The organism is Curtobacterium sp. 179-B 9B NHS, assembly GCF_045370965.1.
Taxonomy (GTDB): domain Bacteria; phylum Actinomycetota; class Actinomycetes; order Actinomycetales; family Microbacteriaceae; genus Curtobacterium.
Genome location: NZ_JBIQDQ010000001.1, coordinates 163,946 through 185,810, shown reverse-complemented (window position 1 = coordinate 185,810; position 21,865 = coordinate 163,946). Strand labels below are relative to the sequence as shown.

The window sequence follows — 21,865 nt, the reverse complement described above, 5'->3', positions numbered from 1 at the left end:
CCCCCAGTTCGGGGACCCGGCGGGAACCGGACAGCAGCGTGGACGACCCACACCGTGCCTCCCGGCCGGATCCGCGAACTCGACCGGACGCGTCAGGAGGGCGCGTGCACGCGCTGCTGCGCGGCGAGGAGCCCGAGCTCCGCGATCGCCTCGACGGCGTCGGCGCCGTCGGCGAGCAGGTTCGGCAGCGTCTTCTTCTCGGTCGGCGAGAAGTCACGCAGGACGTAGTCGGCGGGGTCCTGGCGACCCGGGGGACGGCCGATGCCGATCCGCACCCGGGTGAACTCGTTCGTGCCGGTCGCCTTGATGATGTCGCGGAGCCCGTTGTGGCCGCCGTGCCCGCCGCTGCCCTTGAGACGGACGGTGTCGAACGGCAGGTCGAGTTCGTCGTGGACGACGACCAGGTCCGCCGGGGTGGCGCTGTAGAACCCGAGCACGCTCGAGACCGGGCCACCCGAGGTGTTCATGAAGGATCCCGGCTTCGCCAGGACGAGCTTCGGTCCGCCGGGCACCAGGCGCCCCTCGGCGACCTGGTTCGGCGTCTTGTGCTTCTTGAACGTCGCACCCATGCGGGCGGCGAGTTCGTCGAGGACCATCTGGCCGACGTTGTGACGGTTCCCCGCGTAGCCGGGCCCGGGGTTCCCGAGCCCGACCACGACGAGGGTCGTTCCTGTCATCAGCGTCGGCCAGACGTTCCGCGGAGGGTGTGTTACTCGGAGTCGACCGGGGCGGAGCCGCCCTCGGCGCCGGCCTCGGCGCCCGCCTCGGCAGCGGCCTCGTCGGCAGCGTCGTCGTCAGCGGTGCCACGCGGGGTGACGATCTGCACGACGAGCGCCTCGCCGTCGGTCTCGAGCTCGGCGCCGGTCGGCAGCTCGAGCTGCGAGGCCAGCACCTGGGTGCCGTCCTCGAGGCCCTCGACGTCGACGGTCACGTGCTCCGGGATGTCGGTCGCCTCGACGAGGAGCGAGACCGAGGAGAGGTCCTGGACGTGGATCGTGCCGGAGAACGACTCGCCCTCGACGACGACGGGGACGTCGACGGTGACCTTCTCGCCACGGCGCACGACGACGAGGTCGATGTGCTCGATGATCTGGCGCACCGGGTCGCGCTGGACGTCCTTGACGAGGGCGAGCTGGGCCGCACCCTCGATGTCGAGGTCGACGACCGCGTTGGCGGTACGGACGAGCAGCATCGTCTCGTGGCCCGGGAGGGTGATGTGCTGCGGCTCGGTGCCGTGGCCGTAGACGACCGCGGGGATCTTGTCGGCGGCGCGGAGCTTGCGCGCAGCGCCCTTGCCGAACTTGGTGCGGGTCTCCGCTGCGAGCTTGGTGTAGTCGGCCATGGTGCCTCCTGGTGTCGGGGTCGACGCCGGGGTGCCGGCATCGGGGGGTCTGTGGTGTTGCAACTCGAACGCGTGCACGCGTGAGGAACGCTCCCAGGACTGGGCCGGGTCTCCCTACCGCGTCGATCACGGCCGCGCGCTGCGCGGCCCTCGCCGAAGTCGGTTTGTGAGTCTAGCAGGGGACGTCGGGCGTGTCGCACCGCGGCACCGCCCACCACCGGACGGGAGGCTCGTGGCGGTGCCGCCACGAGCCTCCCGTCCGTCCCTGCGCACGGTCGCGGACCGGTCCCCCCAGGTCCACCTGCCCGCGACCGCGGGTCTGTCGCCGGTGCCCGTCAGTCGACGCCCTCCGGTGCCTCCGGCGCCAGTCGCTCGATCGTCCTGGCGACGCGGTCGGCGACCGCGAGCTGGTCCGGCCGGGCGGCTGCCAGCACGGCGGCGTCGGTGGCGGTGACGTGGAGGAGCCGGGACCACTGCGCGTCGTAGAGCGCCTCCCGGTAGCCGGACGACTGCTGGCAGGCCAGGTCGTGCTCGGCGAGGGCGATCTCGGGCTTCGTGACCTCACCCTCACGGAAGTTCAGGCCGTAGTCCATGAGCATCGACTGCGACGGGAGGCCGCTCGGCGCCACGGGGAGGTCGACCAGACCGGCCGTGGACATGCAGCGGTGCCAGGCGCCCGTCGTCGCCTCGACCGATGCGTCCTGACGGGCGTCGGCGGCGGCGAGGGCGGTGAGCCGCTCGGCCACCTCGGTGCTCTGCTCCACGCCGCGCCCGTTCGTGCCGAGCGTCCGACGGGCCTGGTGCCAGCAGCCGGCGACCGCGTCCCGCGGCGCTGCCGCGATGACCGCGGTCCGCTCGGGAGAGCCGGCCCACGACCGTCTCGCCTCGACGTTCGCGCCGATGGTCGACGTGAGGTGGTACCCGCGGCGCTCGGCCAGTGCGGGCAGCAGCGGCTTCGTCGTCGCGAGTGCCGGCGCGGTGTTGCCGCGGACCGCCGGGTCGTCCGCTTCGCTCAGTGCGCGGAGCCCCGAGACCGTCGCCCACGGTGGTGCCCCGTCGATCCCGAGCCGCTCGAGACACGGCTCCGCGACCAGTTCCTCAGCGTAGGACGTCTCGTCGACCGCGGGCCGGGCGTAGCCGTCGAGCGGCATCGACCACGTGTCGAGGTCGCGCTCCACCGTCGGGCGGACGGCGTGGTCGGCGGGCTCGGGCAGGCTGTGCAGCACGGCTCCCCCGAGGCCGGCGAGGACGAGGACGAGTGCGCCGGACTTCGCGGCACGCTGGGTGATGCGCATGGTGTTCCCCCTAGGCGCGGACGAGTCCGCGTTCGTGTGCGGTGATGACGACCTGGATCCGGTTCCGGAGTCCGAGCTTCGTGAGCACCGCGCGGACGTGCGTCTTGACCGTGGCCTCGCTGAGGAACACGGTCGCCGCGATCTCCTGGTTGCTGAGCCCCTTCGCGACGAGCAGGAAGACCTCGCGCTCCCGGGCGGTGAGGACGTCGAGCACCTCGTCCGGGCGCGGGGTCTCGACGAGGGTCCCGTCGGCGCGGAGCAGGTCGAGCGCCTCGGCCTCGGTCGGCGCCGGACGCCCCTCGTGGACGTCGCGGATCGTGCCGAGCACCACCTCGGGCAGGGCGTCCTTCGTCAGGAACGCCGCCGCTCCCGCACGGAGGGCGGCGAGCACGGCCTCGTCGCGGCGGATCGTCGTCAACACCACGACCCTCGGGCGGTCTCCGCCCTGCGCGGCCAGGCGTGCGGTGGTCTCGATGCCGTTCAGCACCGGCATGCGGAGGTCCAGGAGCAGGACGTCGGGGTCCTCGTCGGCGCAGAGCTCGAGCGCCGCGGCGCCGTCGGCAGCGGTGCCGACGCAGACCATGTCGTCCTGGGCCTCGACGAGCATCCGCATGCCGGAGGCGAAGAGGTGCTGGTCGTCGACCACGGCGACGCGGATCGCGCTCACCGGGCGTCCTCGACGGGCACCCAACCGGTCACGACGAACTCGTCGGCGTCGTCACCCGCACCGGCCCGGAGCCACCCGCCGGCGAGCCGTGCCCGCTCCCGCATGCCCTCGATGCCCGAGCCCGCGCCGTCGAGCTGCACCAGGGGCGCGTCCCCTCGCGAGGTGACCACGATGCCGAGGCCCGGGCCGCGCCAGTCGAGCACGACGCGGGTCGACGCCGTCCGCCCCTGGTGCTTGAGGACGTTCGTCAGGCTCTCCTGCACGATCCGGTGCACCGCTCCCCCGGTCGCCGTGCCGACGGCTCCGGGCACACCGTGCTGCTCGAACGTCGCACGCATGCCGAGGTCGCGCATGTCCTCGACGAGGTCGGGGACGTCCACGAGGCCGTGCACCGCCACCGACCCGGTGCCCTGGATGCGTTCGACGAGTGCACGGACGTCGCCGAGGGCGCTCCGGCTCACGTCGGCGATGTCGCGGAGGGCCGTCGCTGCCGGTGCGCCGGCACCGGCGATCGCCGCGGCGCCCTGGGCCTGCGAGACCACCACGGCGAGCGAGTGTGCGAGCGAGTCGTGCACGTCGCGGGCGATCCTGGCGCGTTCCTGTTCCGCGCGGAGCTCGGCGGTCGTGACCTCGGTCTCCCGCTCGGCCGCGACGACGCGGGTCCTGGCGAGGCCGATCCGCCACGCTGCACCGACGGCGACGCCGGCGGCCCAGGCGATGCCGCTCGCGCCGGCGATCGCCAGCGACAGGAGCACGAGGTCACTCCGCGTCCCCGAGTGCGCCCCGGTCCAGTTGCCCCAGACGTCGGGGTCGGCGACCGTCGGCACCGCCATCGCCCAGGCGGCGGCGATGCTCGCGACGCCGAGCACCGGGACCGCGAGCCACCGGAGCAGCCCCGACCGCCCTGCACCGACGACGCCCACGACGATCGCGATCGCCAGGTACTCCGGCCACGTCGTCGCGCGCGGGCGGTCGAGCAGGTGCAGCGCCTGCAGCAGCGGGACCACCACGACCAGGCCGAGCGCCGTCGCGGGCATCCAGTTCGTCAACCCGATGGCGACGGCGAACGCGGCGACGACGAGCACGTGCCCGGTCAGCTCGGAGCGTCCGGCCTCGGCGACGATCCAGAGCACCAGGTACACGGCACCGACGACCGGAGGCAGCACGTGCCGGACGCGGCGACGCAGGAAGGAGGTCATGTCGGCGAGCGTAGGGCGGGCGTCGACGCGGCTGCGAGCTCGGGCGGCACCTTTCATCCGAGTGGATGAGGTGCCGTCGAGCCCTGCGGTCAGGACGCGTCGCTAGCGTCGGGGCGTGTCGACGAACGAGTCCCTGCCCGCGCGCGACCCGGCCACCGACGACCGGTGGGCAGCGGCGGCGCGCGCAGCCGAAGCGCTCGCCCGCGGACCGAGGCGGGGACGCGGGCCGTCGATCCAGGCCGCCCTCGCCGCCGCCGCGACGCTGGTGGCCGGCATCGACGTGCCGCTCGCGGTCCTCGGTGGGCTCGACTGGCGCGTCGCCGTCGCGGTCCTCGGGTGGGTCGTGGCGGTCGGGGCGTGGTCGGTCGCTCGACGGCGCGGGCGACTCGAACCGTTCCTCCCTGCCCGGTCTCCGGTCGCACTCCTCGGGGCTGCCGATCGTCGGGACCTCCGCCGACAGCTCCGCGGTGCGGAGGTACCCACGCCGCGATCGGTCGACCTGGTCGACGCGATCACCCGGTGGCAGCGCCGGACGTCGGCGGCGACCCTGCCGAGCCTCGTCGGACTGGGGATCGTCCTGCTCGGCTCCCCGGGGCCGCTCGTCCCCGCCATCGTCCTCGCGACCGCCGTCCTGGTGGTCGTCCTCGCCGTCGCTGAGCGTCGTCGGTGGTCGCGCGTGCAGCGGCTCGTCGCGGAGGTGCGTTCCGAGCGATCGGCTGGTGCCTGAGGGTCGTCACCGGTCAGCGACCGACGTCTCGGCGGTGGTGCTGCGCGGCGCGCAGGAGGTCCCGCGCGCGGTCACTCGCGTCCGCTGCCTCGTCGCGCGCGCGTTCGGCCCGCTCGACCTCGACGACTGCTTCGGCGAGCTGCCGTTCGAGCTCGGCACGACGGTCCTCGGCGGCCTCGAGTTCCTGCTCCGCCGCGTCGAGGGCCGCGTCGGCATCGCGGGACTCGGCCCGAGCGGTCGCCTCGGCCTCGCGAGCGGCGCGGCGCTCGGCAGCGGGGTCGGTACGCGGTCCGGGTTCGGCCTGCGGTTCGGCTTCCGGCTCCGGCTCCGGCTCGGACTGCGGCTCCGGCTGCAGCTCCGGCTCCGGCTCCGGCTCCGGCTCCGGCCGGGAGGCTCGGCTCCCCTTCCGGGATCGCCGCGCGCTGGTGATCGGGATGGGTTCGGCGTCGGTACCGGACCACGCGTCCGGGACCGCGTCGGGATCGGCCAGTGCCCCGTCGAGGTCGACGTCGTCGAACCCGGCGCTCTCGAGCGGTCGGACGAGCAGGCCGGACCGGACGGCGGCGCCCGCGTGTCCGTCGGCCATCGCAGCCTCGATCGTCGCGCGGACCTGGTCGAGGACGGCGGATGTCAGCGGGTGCCCGGCGTCGGACGCCAGGTCGGCCCCCGCCTGCGCCAGCGCGGCGACGACGTCGGACCGCTGGCGGCGGAGCCGTCGGATCTCGTCGGGGTCCGCATCCGCCTGGGCCTGCCGGATCGCGGGCCCGAGCTCGACCGCCTCGTCCAGGGCGCCCTCGTGCGCGAGCAGGTCGACCACCCACGCCGCGGGCGCGGGCTTGCGCAGACCGCCGAGGCGCGTCGCGAGCGCTCGGTCGTCCTTCCGCACCGCACGCTGCCGCGTGGTGCGCTCCCGCACGAAGTCGGCGGGCGCGACGAGGAGCAGTTCCCTCGCCTCGTCCGCGAACTCCATGCCCCCAGCATGCCCGTCGGCTCACCCGCGCTCTCGGCGGAACCACGAGCGACCGGGCAGGACACGCCGCACGTCCTCCACCGAGCGGGCCGCGTACGTCACCGTCGTGCGCGACCGTGCCGTACGCCGCCCGCTCGGGGGCGGGGGCGGGGGCGGGGGCGGGGTCGGCCGCCGGTCCGGCGTCGGACTACCAGTCGTGGACGGTGCCGTCGGCCAGGCGGTTGAACGGCAGGTACGCCTGCTCGTACGGGTACTTCCCCGCCTCGTCCACGTCGAGCGTCACGCCGAGGCCCGGCTCGTCGCCCGGGTGCAGGTACCCGTCCGTGAAGGTGAACGTCTGCCGGAACACCTGGTTCGTCCTCGGTCCGTGCTGCATGTACTCCTGGATGCCGAAGTTGTGGATCGCCATCCCGAGGTGCATCTGCGCGGCGAGTCCGACGGGTGAGATGTCCGTCGGCCCGTGGAACCCGGACTTGATCTGGTACATCGCGGCGTAGTCCATCGTCTTGCGCAGCGGGGTGACGCCGCCCATGTGGGTCACGGCGCCGCGCACGTAGTCGATGAGCTGGTCGCGGATGATGTCCTTGAAGTCCCAGATCGTGTTGAAGACCTCGCCGATCGCGAGCGGCGTGGTGGTGTGCTGCCGGACGAGCTTGAGCGCCTCCTGGTTCTCGGCGGGGGTGCAGTCCTCGAGCCAGAACAGGTCGTACGGCTCCAGGCTCTTGCCGAGCTTGGCCGCCTGCAGCGGGGTCATCCGGTGGTGGCCGTCGTGCAGGAGCGGCAGCTCGGGCCCGAACTCGTTCCGGACGGCCTCGAACACGGTCGGCACGTGGCGCAGGTAGGCACGGGTGTCCCAGTCCTCCATCGCCGGGAACGCACCCCGCTGTGCCGGCTCGAAGTCGTACCGGACGCCGGCGTTGCCCTCGGTCGTCCGGTTCGACGCGATGCCGTAGATGCTCTCGAGCCCGGGGACGCCCGTCTGCACGCGGATGGACCGGTAGCCCTCCTCCTGGTGCTCGCGGATCGAGTCGAAGAGCTCCGGCAACTCCTTGCCCGAGGCGTGGCCGTACGCCATGAGTCCGGTGCGCGACGCCCCGCCGAGCAGCTGGTAGAGCGGCATCCCGGCGACCTTGGCCTTGATGTCCCACAGCGCCATGTCGACGGCCGCGATGGCGGCCATCGTGACCGGGCCCCGGCGCCAGTACGACGAGCGGTAGAGGAACTGCCAGGCGTCCTCGATGCGGCTGGCGTCCCGCCCGACGAGCAGCGGGACGACGTGCTCGGACAGGTACGCGGACACGGCGAGCTCACGGCCGTTGAGGGTGGCGTCGCCGAGCCCGGTGACACCGTCGGCGGTGGTGATCCGCAGGGTGACGAAGTTGCGGTCCGGACTCGTGACGATGACCTCCGCCCGGTCGATGAGCTGTCCGCGGTCGGCCGACGCCCAGGTGTCCGGTCGGCCGGCGGTCGGGTCCGTCGCCGCGCCGCCGTCGGCAGCGCCGGGGACGGGCGCAGCGGGGTTCGTGGTGCCGGTGTCGGTCATGCGTGGACTCCTTCGTCGACGGGGCCGCGTGCTGGTGCCGCGGCGGCGCGGATGCGTTCGGCGGCCGCGGTGACGGCGGCCACCACGGGGGTGGTGTCGAGGTCGGGCGCGACGACCCCCAGGACGTCGTGCACGTCCGAGTCTGGCCCGGGTGCTCCGGCGTCGTCCACCAGCTCGGCCTGCGTGGTGCAGTGCACCCACCAGGCGGCGAGCAGGGTCGCGGCTCCCGGGCCGACCCCGGCGTCGGGGTCGCGCTCGAGTCGCCGACGCAGGACGTCGACGACGCGGACGGGCAGCTTCTGCGAGCCGCCGGACGCGATCTGGCGCAGGGTGTGCCGGATGCGCGGGTTTGCGAACCGCTCGACGAGCGCGGCCCGGGCGTCGGCGACCTCGTCGGCCGGCAGCGGGAGTTCGGCGGCGGCTTCGTCCCAGAGCTGCTCGACGGCGGTCCGGCAGCGTGGGTCGTCCATCGCCGACGCCACCGTGTCGTGGCCGAGCAGCAGGCCGAGGTACGCCAGGAGCGAGTGCGCCCCGTTGAGCAGCCAGAGCTTCCGCTGCTCGTACGGGGTGACGTCGGGCACGAGCCGGACGCCGGCGGTCTCCCACTCGGGGCGGTCGATGCCGTCGAACACGTCCTCGAGCACCCACTCGGCGAAGGGTTCCGTGACCACGGGCACACGGTCGCCGTCGAACGCCCCGGGCAGGTCGCCGATCTCGTCGAGGTCGGCGGCGGTGGTGGCCGGCGTGATCCGGTCCACCATCGACGACGGGAAGGCGACGGACGACTCGATCCACGACCGGAGTGCCGGGTCGTCCGTCGCCCCCAGCACCGCCTCGCGGAGCACGGCGCCGTTGTGCGTCAGGTTGTCGAGCGACACCAGGGCGATGCGTCCGCCGTCGGCGGCCCGGCGTGCGGCGAGCCCGTCGACCAACCGGGCCGGCACGTCGGCGTCGGCGCGGTAGCCGGCCTCGGTGACCGTCAGCGTGACGATGGTCGTCCCCGGGGACGCGACCACGTGCCTCCAGGCCGTGCCGTCGCCGCCGGGGTGCGCCGCCACGATCGAGTCGACCACCTCGGCCGTGTCGCCGTCGGCCGCTCGCGTCACCAGCGTGTACCGGCAGTCCTGGCCGGCGAGCGCATCGGCTGCCCCGGGCGAGCGCCCGGTGAAGGCGGTGATCCCCCACGGATCACCGCTGGCGTGCTGCGTGTACCAGGCGAGGTGGGCGCGCGCGAACGCGCCGATGCCGAGGTGGGCGATGCCGGGGCGCCGACTCATGCGGTCACCGGGACCAGGGAGCGCAGGTACGCCAGGTTGTCGGCGGTGCGCTCGGCGAGCGGCAGGTCGGTCGAGAAGTCCTCGATGGTGACCCAGCCGTCGTACCCGTGCCGTCGCAGGGCGTCGAGGTACTCGGACACCGACGCCTGGCCGTCGCGCAGCGGTGCCCACTCGTTCCGCCAGATCCGGCTGCCGTCGGCCCGGGTCTCGCCGGTGTCGACCCACCGTGCGTTCTTCACGTGCGCGTGGGCGAGGTACGGCCCGAGGAGCTCGAAGGCCGCGAGGTGGTCCTCCTGCCCCTCGATCACGAGGTTCCCCAGGTCGTGGATGACGCCGACGTGCTCGGGGTCGAGCCCGTCGACGAGCCGGAGCGCGGCCGACGCGGACGGGGTGATCGTCATGTGGTGCAGCTCGACGAGTGCCTTGACACCGAGCGCGGCAGCACGCACCGCCGCCCACTCGAGGTCGGCGCGCGTGCGGTCGAAGAGCTCCCCGTAGGTGGCACCGGTCCGCTCGCGCTCCCGCTGGTACCAGGGCATGGTGACGCGCACCTGGCGGGCGCCGAGTTCGCTCGTCACCCGGAGCATCGTCTCGACGCCCTCGTGGTCGGACACCGGCTGGTAGCCGCCGATGCCCGAGTACTGCAGGCCTGCGGCGGCGGTGGTGCGGGCGATCTCGCCGACCCGGTCCGCGATGCCGGTGAACTGCCAGGTCGACCGGTTGCCGGCCCAGAAGCCGGACGAGCCGTCCTCGGTGCGGTCGTCGACGATCCGCCACTCGATGCCGTCCCAGCCCTGCTCGGCGAGGGTGTCGGCTGCCTGCGACGGGGTCCAGTCGGGCGTGGACGCGGTGAACACGGAGAACTTCACCGGACTGCTCCTTCCCGGGGAGCGACGACCGGTTCGACGTCGTCGTACTTCCCCTCGATGACGTCGTCGATCCGGACCGGCTGCCCGAGGGTCGCGCTGACGTACAGGCCGCGGACGGTCGCGAGCGACACGAGGGCGTCGTCGACGGTCACGCCGGGGTCGCGCCCCTCGCGGATCGCGGCGACGATGTCCGTGTACTGGCGGGCGTGCCCCGCGGCGAAGTGGTCGGGCTCCGGCGGGCCGCCGACGACGTGCTCCGGCGGGACGACGTCGTGCTTCTGGTCGACGGCGTCGGCGACCGCGGTGGCGTTCGCCGTGGTCGACGCGGACTCGAGCGTCGCCGCGTCCGGTGCGACGTGGAAGTACGCGAGCCGGTCGTCGTCGACGATCGCCGAACCGTGCGTGCCGTACACCGCGTAGCGCGCGGAGAGTCCCGGGTAGGCGGCGGTCGTGCAGTGGATGACGCCGAGCGCGCCGCCGCGGAACCGGACGGTCGCGACCGCGGTGTCCTCGACCTCGATGCGGTCGTGCGCGAGGAGCCCGACCTGCGCCGAGATCTCCTCGGGACGACCGAGTGCCCAGACGAGCAGGTCGACGGTGTGCACGCCCTGGTTCATCACCGCGCCGCCGCCGTCGAGCGCCCAGGTGCCGCGCCAGTCGCCCGAGTCGTAGTAGCCCTGCGAGCGGTACCAGGCGACGCTCGCGACGCCGGAGGTCACGGTGCCGAAGTCGCCGCCGTGCGCGGCTCCCGCGACCGCGACCGAGGCCGGGTCGAAGCGGTGCTGGCTGATCACACTCGCCGTCACCCCACGCGAGCGGGCGTCCGCGGCGAGCGCCGCGATCTGGCGCGCCCGGGGCATCGTGGTGTCGAGCGGCTTCTCGATGACGACGTGCTTGCCCGCGGCGAGCGCCGCCTCGGCCAGCTGGACGTGCATGCCGGACGGGGAGCAGATCGCGACGACGTCGATGTCGGTCTGCGCGATGGCCTCCTCGACGGTCGCGGTGGTGACGGGCCGGTCGGCGCCCGTCGCCTCGATCTCGTCCGCCGCGCCGGTGGCGGCTGCGGGGACGGCGTCGACGAGGGCGACGACCTGCAGGTCCGGGTGCTGCACGGCGACGCGGGCGTGGTGGCGTCCGATGACGCCGGCGCCGACGACCGCCAACTTCAGGGGGGTGCTCATCGCAGGGTGACTCCGATCTGGTCGGTGAGGGAACGGAAGGCCCGTCCGGCACGGCCGAAGGCCGCGGGGCCGGAGAACCCGCCGAGGGAGGTGACGTCGCTGAGGTGCGGTTCGAGGGAGGCGTACCCGGAGTAGCCGGCGTCGCGGAGGGCGGTCAGGGTCTCGAGCAGTTCGCCGTCGCCCTCCCCCGCCGGGACGACGGACGCGTCGGCGGCCAGGGCGTCCTTCACCTGCAGGTAGTCGACGTACGGCGCGAGCTGCGCCCAGCCGTCGGTGAACGGCCGGACGCCGCACTGCACGTAGTTCGCGTTGTCCCAGGCGAGCCGCAGCGCGCTCGACCCGACGCTCTCGACGATGTCGAGCACGCGCTCGGGGACGTCGCCGTAGATGTCCTTCTCGTTCTCGTGCAGCAGGGTGACGCCCTCGCGCTCGGCGAGGTCGGCGAGCGCACGCATCCGGACCATGACGTCGTCGCGCACCTCGTCCGCCGTGCGCCCGTCGAAGTAGAACGAGAAGATCCGGATGTTCGTCGTGCCGAGCGCGTGCGCGGCCGCGATCGCGCGGCCCAGCCGCTCGACCTCGTGCTCGACGGGCCGGTCGACGACCACCTTGCCGATCGGCGAGGCGATCGCGGACACGGTCTGCCCGCGCTCCTCGAACAGGCGGTGGAGGCCGGCGAGCTGGTCGTCGTCGAGGTCGACGACGTTGGTGCCCCAGGCGCTGCGCACCTCGATCGCACTCGCGCCGAGCGCTTGCAGCACCGCGACCTGGACGGCCGGGTCGGCATCGATCTCGTCGCCGAAGCCGGAGAGCTCCCACGTTGGCTGGGTCATCGTGTTCCTTCCTTGTCGGACGGGAGGCGCGTGGCGGGCCGGCACCGCGCCTCCCGTCCGTCGTGTGGTTGCGTTCGCTACGTGACGGAGCCGGCGGCCTCGACGGGTTCTGCCCGCCGACCAGGTCACTTGACGGAGCCGGCGGTGAGCCCGCCGACCAGGTAGCGCTGGAAGATGAGGTAGAGCGCGACGACCGGCACGGCGCAGACGATCGACGCGGCCATCATCTGGCCGTAGATCGGGACGGCGCCGCCCTCCTGGGCGGTGCCGAGCACCTGCAGCACCACGGCGACCGTGCGGGTGTTCGGGGTCGTCATGATCGTGCTGAAGAGCACGTCGTTCCAGCCGAGCAGGAAGGCGAAGATCGCCGAGACCACGATGCCGGGCCACGAGAGGGGCAGCACGACGCTCCGCAGGATGCGGGTGCTCGAGGCGCCGTCGATGCGGGCCGCCTCCTCGAGCTCCTTCGGCAGACCGCGCAGGTACGTCACCATCACCCACGTCGAGAACGGCAGGGCGAACGTCAGGTAGGTGACGAAGAGGCCCCAGCGGGTGCCGATCACCTGCACGCCGGTGGCGCTCGCGATGTTGGCGAAGACCACGAAGACGGGCAGGAGCAGCAGGGTGCCGGGGATCGACTGCAGGGCGAGCAGCCCGCGGAGGATCGTCAGCCTGCCGAGGAACCGGAACCGGACGAGCACGTAGGCGGTGGACACGGCGAGCGCCGCACTCGCGACCGCCACCGCACCGGCGGTGAGCAGGGAGTTCACCAGGCCCTGCCCGAGCGCCACGGTGTCCCAGATCGCCACGTAGTTCGACAGCGTGAACTCGGACGGGAAGTACTCGCCGCGGGCGACCGCGACGTCCGAGTTCACCGAGCCGAACAGGATGTACAGCACCGGCACGGCGATGAACGCGACGAGGACCGCGATCACGGTGACCAGCAGCCACCGCGGCAGCAGCCGGGTGACGTCGGTGTCGTACGGACGCTTCGGGCGCTTCGCGCCACCGGCGGTGATGCTCTCGGTGAGCGTCGCGGTCGGACGGGTGCGGGTCTGGCTGAAGGCGCTCATGCGCGGGCTCCCTCGAGGTCGGCGGCGGCCGGGGCGGCGAGCAGGGCGCGGTCCGCGCGACGCTGCTTCCGGGTGGGGCCCGCGTCGTCTCCGGTGTCGAGCTTGACGGCCCGGAGGTAGACGAACAGCGGGATCGCGACGATCACCAGCGAGCAGATCGCCATCGCCGCGGACAGGCCGAAGCGGAACGACTGGAAGCTCGCGATGTACGTCAGGACGGGCATCACCTCGACGCTCGAGGGCAGGGGGTTGCCGAAGAGCACGAAGGGCAGCGTGAAGTTGTTGATGTTGTGCAGGATCGAGATGATGATCGCCAGGCTCAGCGGTCCGCGCAGGTACGGGAAGACGATGTAGCGGAGCTTCGCCCACCACGTCACGCCGTCGAGGGCGGCGGCCTCGTGCACCTCGTTGTCGACCGCCTGCAGTCCGGCGAGCGAGAGCAGGTAGACGAACGGCCAGCTCGTCCACACCATGACGCCGGCGAGCGCCCAGTAGGACGCGGAGCCGTTCAGCCAGAGGACGTCGGTGCCGAGGACGGTGTTCACCACGCCCTGCGGCTGGAGCATCGTGCGGAAGAACGTCCCGACGACGAAGGCCGGCAGCACGTACGGCACGAGGTAGATCGACCGGACCAGGCCGCGCCCGGGGAACCGGTTCTGCGTGGAGACCGCCGCGGCGACACCGATCGGGACGGTGACCGCGGTGACGAGCACCGACAGGGACACCGAGATCCAGATCGAGTGCAGGAGCGGCGAGTCGGTGAAGGCCTCGGCGAAGTTGGCGAACCCGACGAAGGGGGCGCTGAACCACTGGCGCAGCGTGTACTGGTCGAGGTCGAGCATCGCGATGTACAGGCCGACGAGCAGCGGTACGACGATGACGGCGAGCATGAGGACGCCGCCGGGCAGGAGCATCCAGAGCGGACGCTCGCGCTGGTACAGCGGGGTCGTCCCGTGCGGGCGGACCTCCCGCGGGGTCTCCTGGCGGGGTCGGGTCTGCGTGGTGGTCATCACAGCCCTCCGTTCTTCTGGCGGTCGAGCGTTGCCTGGGCGTCCCGCTGCGCCGCTGCGAGGCGCTTCCGGAGCTGGTCGTCGCTGACCTCGCCGCGCTTCAGCGACGGGATCGACTGCACGACGACGTCGACCAGCGAGAGCTGCACGTCCGACCAGGCGCCGGTGAAGGCGGTGGGCTTCGACAGTTCGCCGGCGCGGACGATGGGGGCGAGGTCGGGGTTCTGCTGCGCGATGCGGTCCGCCGCGACGGTGTTCGTCGGCAGTTGCCCGAACAGCTCGAAGTAGCGTTCCTGCGCCTCGGGCGAGGACACCTGCCGCACGAAGTCGAACGACAGGTCCTGCTTCGAGCCGTAGTCGGCGACGACGAGGTTGTCCCCGGACAGGATGCTCGCCGCCTCGATGCCGTCGGCGGGGCGCTCGGTCGCGCCGGGTGGCACGGTCGGCAGCAGGGCGTACTCGTACTTGCCGTCGACGGCCGAGCCCTGCAGCGAGTTCAGGGAGGTCGTCGTGGTCATCGGGAAGAACGCGGCCTTGCCGTCGGCGAACTGCGCGAGGGCCTGCGGGTTGTTCCAGCCGATCGCCGCGGGGTCGACCACGCCGTCCTCCGTCACCCAGTCGAAGTAGGTGCGGTAGGCCTGCTCGACGGCGGGGGCGTCGATCTCGGCCTTCCCACCGTCGATGATCGTGTTGCCGGCGTTCTGTGCCATCCCCCACACGAACTTCCACGGGTCGAAGCCGTCCGCGTAGGCGATCGCCATGCCGTAGGTACCGTCGCCGGTGGTCTTCCGGGCGTCCTCGGTGAGCTCGTCCCAGGTCGTCGGCAGGTCCGTGATCCCGGCCCGCTCGAGGAGCTCCGTGTTGACGGCCATCACGAACGGTCGGCTGGCGAAGGGGATCCCGATCTGCTCCGCCGTGCTCGGACCTGAGATGCCGAGGGACGCCGGTGCGAACTGGTCCTTGCCGCCGACCGCGTCCCACTGCTCCGGCCCCATCTCGACGAAGGCACCGGTGGCGTAGGCGGTCGGGGTGAAGGTCGTCCCGATCGCGTAGACGTCCGGGCCCTGGCCCGAGATGACGCTGGTCTGGATCGCGGTGAGCTCCTCCTGCGGGGTCGAGTAGGTCTCCCACTGGATGTCGGCACCCGTGGTGCGCTCGAACTCGGCGGCGGTCTCCCGCTGCCACTGCGCGCGTTCCTTCGGGTAGGTCGTGTCCGCGCCCATCATCACGCGGAGGGTGTCCGGGTCGTCGCCGCTGCCGTCGACGATCGCGCAGCCCTGCAGCGAGAGGGCGGCGACGGCGACGACGGCGGCACCGACCAGGATGCGGGTCCTGCGTCTTCCTGTGCTCATGCGGGGGTGTCCTCCTCGACATCTCCCCCGGGCGACGGTGCCCGGGACGGCGGCTGCGCTGCCGACGTGCCACCACTGTCCCGGCCGTGGCAACAACCGGCAACCGGTTGCCACTTGTTGCCACGCCGGCCTAGTTTCGCCTCGTGAGCAGCGCAGACACGGACACCTCGCGGCGGGTGACCATCCGGGACATCGCCGACGCGACCGGGGTCGCCCCGTCCACGGTCTCCCGCGCGCTCTCGCTGCCGGACCGGGTCAACCGCGACACCCAGCAGCGGATCCAGCAGGTCGCCCGCGAGCTCGGCTACGTCGCGAACTCGCAGGCCCGGGCGCTCACCTCGGGACGGACCCGGGCGGTCGCCGTCCTGGTGTCGGACATCACCAACCCCTTCTACTTCGACGTGATCCGCGGCACGCAGCACCAGCTCTCCGCCGCCGGGTGGACGCAGCTGCTCGTCGACACCGAGGAGTCCGCCGAGGCCGAGGTCGCGGCGCTGCGTGCCGTCGCCGGCAAGGCCGACGGCGCCGTGCTCACGGCGTCCCGCCTGTCCGACGCGCAGATCGCCCGGTTCGCCGAGCGGACCCCGCTCGTCGTCGTGAACCGTCGCCCGGCCGGGGTGCCGTCGGTCCTCATCGACACCCCCGGAGGCGTCGAGCAGGCCGTGCAGCACCTGGTCTCCCTCGGGCACCGGGACGTGCTCTACGTGGCCGGCCCGGACAGCTCGTGGTCGAACGAACGCCGCTGGCGGGCGCTCGTCCGCGTGGCGGGGCGTCTGGGCGTCCGGGTCGCCCGCGTCGGCCCGCACGCGCCGTTCGTCGACTCCGGAGCGGCCGCCGCCGACGCCGCCGTGCACGCCGGGGCCACCGCGTGCATCGCCTTCAACGACCTCATCGCGATCGGGATGCTGACGCGGTTCCGGGAGCGGGGCGTCCGCGTGCCCGAGGACGTGAGCGTGGTCGGCTGCGACGACATCTTCGGTGCCGACTTCTGCAACCCGCCCCTGACGACCATGACGTCGCCGATCGAGCGCGCCGGTCGGGTGGCGATCCGGATGCTGCTCGGTCGACTCGATGCGCTGCCGGCCGACGAGCCGCCGGGTGAGCACCCGTCGGGCGCCGTCGCGCTGCCGACCCACCTGACCGTCCGGGGGTCCACGGGCCCGGCACCCGTGCGGCCCCGCTGATCCCCGCACCGCCGCTCGATCCCGCTCGCCCACCCACCGCTCGCCCGACCTCGCTCGACTGCCTGCCCTCTCGCCCGCCCGCTCGCCCGACCTCGCCCGACCTCGCCCGCCTGCCCGAAGGAGCCGATGATGCCCTCCACCAGCACGACCACGCCGCTCGCACCGCACCCCGACCGGCTGTTCCCGGCGGACCCGGGGACGCGCTCGGTCGCCCGCACCGTCTACGAGGCGGTCCGCGACGCCCCGATCATCTCCCCGCACGGGCACGTCGACGCGGCGCTCATCGCGGACGACCAGCCGTTCCCGGACCCCGCTGCGCTGCTGGTCACGCCCGACCACTACGTCCTGCGCCTGCTGCACGCGAACGGGGTCGGGTTGCAGGAACTGGGTCGCCGCGACCTGACGGGCACGCACCCGGACCCCGACGGCCGGGAGGTCTGGCGCCGGCTCGCCGAGCACTGGGACGACTTCGCCGGCACGCCGGTCCGCTACTGGTTCGAGACAGAGCTGCACGACGTCTTCGGTCTGACCGAGCAGCCGTCGGCCGCGAACGCGGACGCGCAGTACGACCGCATCGCAGCCGCGCTCGCGACGCCGGCGCTCCGACCCCGCGCGCTGTTCGACTCCTTCGGGATCGAGGTGCTCGCGACCACCGACGGCCCCGCGGACGACCTCGCCGCGCACGCACGGCTCGCCGACGACCCCTCCTTCACCGGTCGGGTGCTCCCCACCTTCCGCGCGGATGCCGTGTTCGACCCGTCACGCCCGGACTGGAGGCACGTGGTCGCGTCGATCGGCGAGGCGTCCGGCATCGACACGGGCAACCACGACGGGCTGCTGGCGGCCCTCCGGGACCGGCGCCGGTACTTCATCGAGCACGGCGCGACCGCCACCGACACCGGCGTGCTCGACGCGGGATCCGCGCCGCTGTCCGCGACCGAGCGCTCGCGCATCCACGCGGCGGCGATGCAGGGCCCGTCGGGCGTCACCGCGGCCGAGGCGGTCGCCTACCGCCACGACATGCTCTACCGGTGGGCGGAGATGAGCGTCGACGACGGCCTCGTCATGCAGCTGCACCCGGGCGTGCTCCGGAACCACCACACGCCGACCCTCGAGCGGTTCGGCCCGGACACGGGCCACGACCTGCCGGCCGTCGGCGCGTTCACGGAGCCGCTCCGGCCGCTGCTCGAGGCCTTCGGGACCGCACCCGGCTTCCACCTCGTGCTGTTCACCGTGGACGAGACCGTCTTCTCGCGCGAGATCGGCCCCCTGGCCGGCTTCTACCCCGCCGTGTACGCGGGCGCCCCGTGGTGGTTCATCGACACCCCGGCGGCGATCGGCCGCTACCGGGCGGCGGTGACGGACTCCGCCGGGTTCACGAAGACCTCCGGGTTCATCGACGACACCCGGGCGTACTGCTCGATCCCGGCACGGCACGACATGGCACGACGGGCCGATGCGGCGTACCTGGCGTCGCTCGTGGTGTCGCACCAGCTCTCCGAGGAGGACGCGGTGCGGACGGCACGGAGGATCGCGTCGGACATCCCGCGGGCGACGTTCAAGCTCTGAGCGGGATGCCGCACATGTGACATGCGGAGTGTTCGGTCCTGCGGCGTCGGCGGGGTCAGGGTGAGGCGTCCGTCGTCCATCCGATCTCCGACCGAGGAGCGCCATGTCTCGTCGTCCGTCGTCCAAACGTCCTCCCTCGCCCGCCCCTGCCCGCTCCGGCCGACCCGGCCGACTCGGCGGACCCGACGGGCCGTCCTCGCTCGGCCGCGCGGTCGGCGCCCTGGGGGCAGTGGCCCTCGCGGTCCCCTCGGTCCTGCTCGGACCGGCCGGTGCTGCCGCTGCCGCGACCGCGCCGGCGGCGGTGGTCGGCCTGGCCGTCGAGGTCGCCGCCGACGGCCGCGGGCCCTTCACGCCGGACGACGGCCCGGGCGGGGACCGGGGTCCCGCGAACGGCATCGTCCGGACCCGCGACGCCGTCACGTACCGGGTCACGGTGAACGCCGGCGACGGGACCGCGCACCACGAGCGCTTCGTCCTCGACGCCCCGGCGGGCACGGGTTGGGCGGGGGTCCCGCTCGCGTGCACGGGTGCCGGGTCGGCGGTCGAGGGCCAGCGGCTCACCTGCGACCTCGGCGACGTCCCCTCGGGGCACGCCGTCGCCGTGCCGGCCGTGCTCGACGTCTCCGGGGACCTGCGGAACGGTGACCGCATCGCCGTGACGGGCACCGCGACCGCCGACGACGCCGAGCCCACCGCACCGGTCACGTCGGCGACGACCGTCGTGTCCGCCGCGCCGCGGTACAACCTCAGCAAGGCCGTGGTGGGCTCGACCCTGCGGTCGGACGTGCCGGGGCCGGACGGCACCCCCGGCGTGCAACTGCGCTACCCGATCACCGTCGACTGGCAGTCCCCCGTCCCCGGGCAGGGCCTGCTCGGCTTCGAGCGGAGCACGGGCGACATGCACTTCACCGACGACCTGTCCCACCTGCTCGGCGACCGACCGTCGGGTGCGGTGCTCTGGAACGGCGGTCGACCCGCCTGCGGCCGCAACGGCGAGGACGGCGTGCAGTTCGGCGGTCTGCCGGGCGGCCGCGGCGGAGGCGACCGAGCCGTGGCCGACTCCGGCACCGTCACCTGCACGCAGGCAGCGCCCGGCGGCGAGGTCGACGTGACGATCCACGGCGCCGTGACGGACGCCGCGCGCATGCCGGGGCGCAACATCGGCGGCGGCCCGATCAGCGGCGGCGCGAAGCCGTACGTCGTGAGCGGGTGGATCTCGCTGTGGATGCCCACCCCGTCGGTGCCGACGTCCGTCGAGTCGGTGAACACCTTCACGCCGCTGCAGACGACCTCGGTCAGCGGGACCCCGAACTTCCCCGGCGGCGCGGAGCCGACGGCCGACAACAGCGCCCGGCGGAACCTCGTCGAGCTCGGACCGGGCAGCGCAGGCAAGCGGCTCTGGCGCCTCGGGAGCGACGGCAGCGGCGTGACCGCCGGATCGGCGAAGGACGGGGACCCGTGGGCCACGGGCGGCACCCGACTCCGCAGTGACGTCACGATGGCGAACACCGGTCTCGCACCCTTCCGCGGCGCAGCGCTCTGCGACACCTTCGACCGCCGGACGCAGCGCCTGACGACGGTGGCAGGGCGGGCTCCTGCGTGGTCGAGCGGCCTCGAGCACGCGCACGTGCAGTACGCCGCGTACGACATGGCGTCACCGGCGGCAGGCCAGGTCCGCACCTGCGACGACGACGACGGCCCCTGGTTCGACGACCCGGCGGAGGTCCCCGGCGGCATCGCGGCGGTCGGGGCGGTCCGCGTCACCGGCGACCTGGCCGGCGGCGCGAGCGGCGGTCTGTACTCCACGGTGACGACGCAGCGCGCGCCCGACGGGACCCGGGTGTACGACTTCGGGCACGCCCGCTTCGGTGACCACCGGCCCGAGTGGGTGCACGACCACCAGGACCCCGGGCTCGGTGCCGGCGGGCTGGCCGACAGCGTGGTGCTCACCGAGGACCTGGTCCGCGTCGGCAAGGTCGTCGTCGATCCGGGTTCCGCCGCTGCGGACACCCCGGACCGGACGAGCTCGGTCGTCCCCGGCAACACCGTCGACTACGCGCTCCGTCCGACCCTGACGAACGGCTTCGCCGACGGACGCCCCACCGACGTGACCGTCCGTGACGTCCTGCCCGCGCACACCTCGTACGTCGAGGACAGTGCGTCGAGGACCCCCGAGGTCGACACGGTGCCGGGTGCCGACGGCCAGGAGCACCAGCGTCTGACCTGGACGCTGCACGACGTGGAACCGAACAGCCGCATCACCCCGATCACCTACACGGCGCGGATCGACCGCTCGGCGCCGGCCGGTCCGATCAGCAACACGGTGACCGTGGCGTCACCGGCCGACCGGTCCGACGAGCGCTGGCGCACCGCCGAGCGCGGCCTGGAGGTCGTCACCACCGGCGGGGTCGGGGTCGAGAAGCGCACGCCTGCCCCCGTCGTCGTGACCGGCGACGATCCGGAGTGGGACCTCGACGTCACGAACACCGACGACGCCGCGATCGGCGGCCTCGACCTGATCGACGTGCTCCCGCACCACGGAGACGCACGAGGCTCGGACTTCCACGGCACCGTCGGACTCGCGGCGCCGGCCCCCACCGACCCCGACGCCGGTGAGGTCGTCCGGTACACCGACACCGAGGCCGCCGACGTCTCCCCCGACGGTGCCGACCCGAGCAACCAGCCCGGCGGTACGACCCACTGGTGCACCGAGGACGAGTTCGGTGCGAGCGGCTGCCCGGACACACTCGACCGGGTGACCGCCGTCCGGATCGAACGGCAGACGCCGGTCCCCGCCGGCGAGACCGTCACGCACCGGCTCGTGCTCGCGACGAGCGGCGCGCACGACGGCGACCGCTACGTGAACCGGTTCGGCCTGCGGACGTCCGACCTGGCGCTCCCGGTGCAGTCGAACCCGTCGACGGTCCGGGTCGTCGCCGGCATGATCGGTGACCGGGTGTGGGACGACCGGAACGACGACGGCCTGCAGGACGACGACGAGCCCGGCGTCCGTGGCGTCCCCGTCGCCCTCACCGGGACCGACGACCACGGTGACGCGGTCGAGCGGCGGACGACCACCGACGACGAGGGTGGGTACCGGTTCGACGGGCTGCGGCCGGGCGACTACCGCGTGCACTTCACGGCGCCCGACGGCATGCACTTCACCGAGGAGCACGTCGGCGACGACCCGGCGGTCGACTCCGACGCCGGACCGGACGGTGAGACCGCGGCGGTCATGATCGACCGGGTCACGAGCGCGGAGGGTGCGCTCGAGGGGGTACGCCGCGACACGACCGTCGATGCCGGCCTGGTCGAGGCCGGACCCGGCGACGGTGGGGACGGCGGTGGTGGGGACGACGGCGGGGACCCGGGGGCAGGCGACGGGACCGATGGCCCGGGGAACCCCGGTGACGGTGACGGCGGCCGTCCTGGTGGCACCGGTGCCGGTACCAGGGGCGGTGACGCGCCGATCGGCAGCGGTCACGAGCGGACCGGCGCGGCGCAGGCCCTGTCCGCCGGCCGACTCGCCTACACGGGGACGACCGTCGGTGCTGCGGTGGCGCTGGCGCTCGCGCTCCTCGTGCCCGGGCTGACCGTGCTCATCAGCCGACGACGGTCCCGTCGGTCGTCTGACTGACCCGGCGTCCGGCGCTCCGCACGGCGGGGTCGGGTCACCTCCGGGGGGCTCGACCCCGCTGTCGTGCGCCCACCGCTCACCGTCGGGCAGCAGCGGCCCCGGTCGTGCGCCCGTCGGTACGTCGGCGGTCGGCGGTC

The 21,865-nt window shown here is 73.4% G+C and carries 18 protein-coding genes; 4 read left to right on the top strand and 14 right to left on the bottom strand.

All coding sequences use genetic code 11. The annotated features are described in order from the left end of the window. Nucleotides 1–92: 92 nt before the first annotated feature. From pth to ACH0A8_RS00835, 5 genes are all read right to left on the bottom strand, one after another. Nucleotides 93–677 (bottom strand): aminoacyl-tRNA hydrolase, encoded by a 585-nt coding sequence (gene pth / locus ACH0A8_RS00855; RefSeq protein WP_058742290.1) that lies wholly within the window; start codon nt 675–677, stop codon nt 93–95. A gap of 32 nt (nt 678–709) precedes the next feature. Further along, a complete protein-coding gene (locus ACH0A8_RS00850; protein WP_066652537.1) occupies nt 710–1,342 on the bottom strand; it encodes a 50S ribosomal protein L25/general stress protein Ctc in 633 nt (210 codons plus the stop codon). A 335-nt stretch (nt 1,343–1,677) separates the two neighbouring features. After that, nucleotides 1,678–2,637, bottom strand: coding sequence for a hypothetical protein (locus ACH0A8_RS00845; protein ID WP_406906136.1), 960 nt, complete (start codon nt 2,635–2,637; stop codon nt 1,678–1,680). 10 nt (nt 2,638–2,647) lie between these two features. Then, nucleotides 2,648–3,304, bottom strand: a complete 657-nt coding sequence (locus ACH0A8_RS00840; protein WP_251159914.1) for a response regulator transcription factor — start codon at nt 3,302–3,304, stop codon at nt 2,648–2,650. Further along, on the bottom strand, nt 3,301–4,503 hold the full coding sequence (locus tag ACH0A8_RS00835) for a sensor histidine kinase (RefSeq protein WP_066652525.1): 1,203 nt from the start codon (nt 4,501–4,503) through the stop codon (nt 3,301–3,303). Before ACH0A8_RS00835 ends, ACH0A8_RS00840 begins: the two co-directional genes overlap by 4 nt. A gap of 115 nt (nt 4,504–4,618) precedes the next feature. On the opposite strand from ACH0A8_RS00835, the gene ACH0A8_RS00830 reads away from it, so the two are divergent. Continuing rightward, a complete protein-coding gene (locus tag ACH0A8_RS00830) occupies nt 4,619–5,230 on the top strand; it encodes a hypothetical protein (RefSeq protein WP_066652521.1) in 612 nt (203 codons plus the stop codon). Between the two features lie 13 nt (nt 5,231–5,243). Here ACH0A8_RS00830 and ACH0A8_RS00825 read toward each other — a convergent pair whose 3' ends face one another. From ACH0A8_RS00825 to ACH0A8_RS00785, 9 genes are all read right to left on the bottom strand, one after another. Further along, nucleotides 5,244–6,200 (bottom strand): hypothetical protein, encoded by a 957-nt coding sequence (locus ACH0A8_RS00825; RefSeq protein ID WP_406906133.1) that lies wholly within the window; start codon nt 6,198–6,200, stop codon nt 5,244–5,246. Nucleotides 6,201–6,387: 187 nt separating this feature from the next. Continuing rightward, a complete protein-coding gene (gene manD, locus ACH0A8_RS00820) occupies nt 6,388–7,743 on the bottom strand; it encodes a D-mannonate dehydratase ManD (protein ID WP_245171582.1) in 1,356 nt (451 codons plus the stop codon). Then, a complete protein-coding gene (locus ACH0A8_RS00815) occupies nt 7,740–9,020 on the bottom strand; it encodes a mannitol dehydrogenase family protein (protein WP_066652516.1) in 1,281 nt (426 codons plus the stop codon). Before ACH0A8_RS00815 ends, manD begins: the two co-directional genes overlap by 4 nt. After that, a complete protein-coding gene (locus ACH0A8_RS00810; protein WP_251159916.1) occupies nt 9,017–9,889 on the bottom strand; it encodes a sugar phosphate isomerase/epimerase family protein in 873 nt (290 codons plus the stop codon). Before ACH0A8_RS00810 ends, ACH0A8_RS00815 begins: the two co-directional genes overlap by 4 nt. After that, the gene (locus ACH0A8_RS00805; RefSeq protein ID WP_251154668.1) at nt 9,886–11,070 is read right to left on the bottom strand and encodes a Gfo/Idh/MocA family protein; all 1,185 of its coding nucleotides are present in this window, start codon (nt 11,068–11,070) and stop codon (nt 9,886–9,888) included. Before ACH0A8_RS00805 ends, ACH0A8_RS00810 begins: the two co-directional genes overlap by 4 nt. Beyond that, entirely contained in the window at nt 11,067–11,903 is an 837-nt protein-coding gene (locus ACH0A8_RS00800) for a sugar phosphate isomerase/epimerase (RefSeq protein ID WP_209683783.1), read from the bottom strand. The genes ACH0A8_RS00805 and ACH0A8_RS00800 overlap by 4 nt, the downstream gene beginning before the upstream one ends. Nucleotides 11,904–12,028: 125 nt before the next feature. Next, entirely contained in the window at nt 12,029–12,976 is a 948-nt protein-coding gene (locus ACH0A8_RS00795; protein ID WP_066652496.1) for a carbohydrate ABC transporter permease, read from the bottom strand. Next, entirely contained in the window at nt 12,973–13,986 is a 1,014-nt protein-coding gene (locus ACH0A8_RS00790) for a carbohydrate ABC transporter permease (protein ID WP_066652494.1), read from the bottom strand. The genes ACH0A8_RS00795 and ACH0A8_RS00790 overlap by 4 nt, the downstream gene beginning before the upstream one ends. Further along, nucleotides 13,986–15,338 (bottom strand): ABC transporter substrate-binding protein, encoded by a 1,353-nt coding sequence (locus ACH0A8_RS00785; protein ID WP_209683786.1) that lies wholly within the window; start codon nt 15,336–15,338, stop codon nt 13,986–13,988. Before ACH0A8_RS00785 ends, ACH0A8_RS00790 begins: the two co-directional genes overlap by 1 nt. 143 nt (nt 15,339–15,481) lie before the next feature. On the opposite strand from ACH0A8_RS00785, the gene ACH0A8_RS00780 reads away from it, so the two are divergent. From ACH0A8_RS00780 to ACH0A8_RS00770, 3 genes are all read left to right on the top strand, one after another. Further along, complete coding sequence (locus tag ACH0A8_RS00780; RefSeq protein WP_066652489.1) at nt 15,482–16,522, top strand: LacI family DNA-binding transcriptional regulator; 1,041 nt, start codon at nt 15,482–15,484, stop codon at nt 16,520–16,522. A 129-nt stretch (nt 16,523–16,651) separates the two neighbouring features. Continuing rightward, a complete protein-coding gene (gene uxaC, locus ACH0A8_RS00775; protein ID WP_406906127.1) occupies nt 16,652–18,091 on the top strand; it encodes a glucuronate isomerase in 1,440 nt (479 codons plus the stop codon). Nucleotides 18,092–18,320: 229 nt separating this feature from the next. Then, on the top strand, nt 18,321–21,728 hold the full coding sequence (locus ACH0A8_RS00770) for an SdrD B-like domain-containing protein (protein WP_406906125.1): 3,408 nt from the start codon (nt 18,321–18,323) through the stop codon (nt 21,726–21,728). The last annotated feature ends 137 nt before the right edge of the window (nt 21,729–21,865 follow it).

Bases quoted from the DNA above. Each gene is read 5' to 3' on its own strand.
- pth (WP_058742290.1), bottom strand. From the start codon at position 677: ATGACAGGAACGACCCTCGTCGTGGTCGGGCTCGGGAACCCCGGGCCC.
- ACH0A8_RS00850 (WP_066652537.1), bottom strand. From the start codon at position 1,342: ATGGCCGACTACACCAAGCTCGCAGCGGAGACCCGCACCAAGTTCGGC.
- ACH0A8_RS00845 (WP_406906136.1), bottom strand. From the start codon at position 2,637: ATGCGCATCACCCAGCGTGCCGCGAAGTCCGGCGCACTCGTCCTCGTC.
- ACH0A8_RS00835 (WP_066652525.1), bottom strand. From the start codon at position 4,503: ATGACCTCCTTCCTGCGTCGCCGCGTCCGGCACGTGCTGCCTCCGGTC.
- ACH0A8_RS00825 (WP_406906133.1), bottom strand. From the start codon at position 6,200: ATGGAGTTCGCGGACGAGGCGAGGGAACTGCTCCTCGTCGCGCCCGCC.
- manD (WP_245171582.1), bottom strand. From the start codon at position 7,743: ATGACCGACACCGGCACCACGAACCCCGCTGCGCCCGTCCCCGGCGCT.
- ACH0A8_RS00815 (WP_066652516.1), bottom strand. From the start codon at position 9,020: ATGAGTCGGCGCCCCGGCATCGCCCACCTCGGCATCGGCGCGTTCGCG.
- ACH0A8_RS00805 (WP_251154668.1), bottom strand. From the start codon at position 11,070: ATGAGCACCCCCCTGAAGTTGGCGGTCGTCGGCGCCGGCGTCATCGGA.
- ACH0A8_RS00800 (WP_209683783.1), bottom strand. From the start codon at position 11,903: ATGACCCAGCCAACGTGGGAGCTCTCCGGCTTCGGCGACGAGATCGAT.
- ACH0A8_RS00795 (WP_066652496.1), bottom strand. From the start codon at position 12,976: ATGAGCGCCTTCAGCCAGACCCGCACCCGTCCGACCGCGACGCTCACC.
- ACH0A8_RS00790 (WP_066652494.1), bottom strand. From the start codon at position 13,986: ATGACCACCACGCAGACCCGACCCCGCCAGGAGACCCCGCGGGAGGTC.
- ACH0A8_RS00785 (WP_209683786.1), bottom strand. From the start codon at position 15,338: ATGAGCACAGGAAGACGCAGGACCCGCATCCTGGTCGGTGCCGCCGTC.
- uxaC (WP_406906127.1), top strand. From the start codon at position 16,652: ATGCCCTCCACCAGCACGACCACGCCGCTCGCACCGCACCCCGACCGG.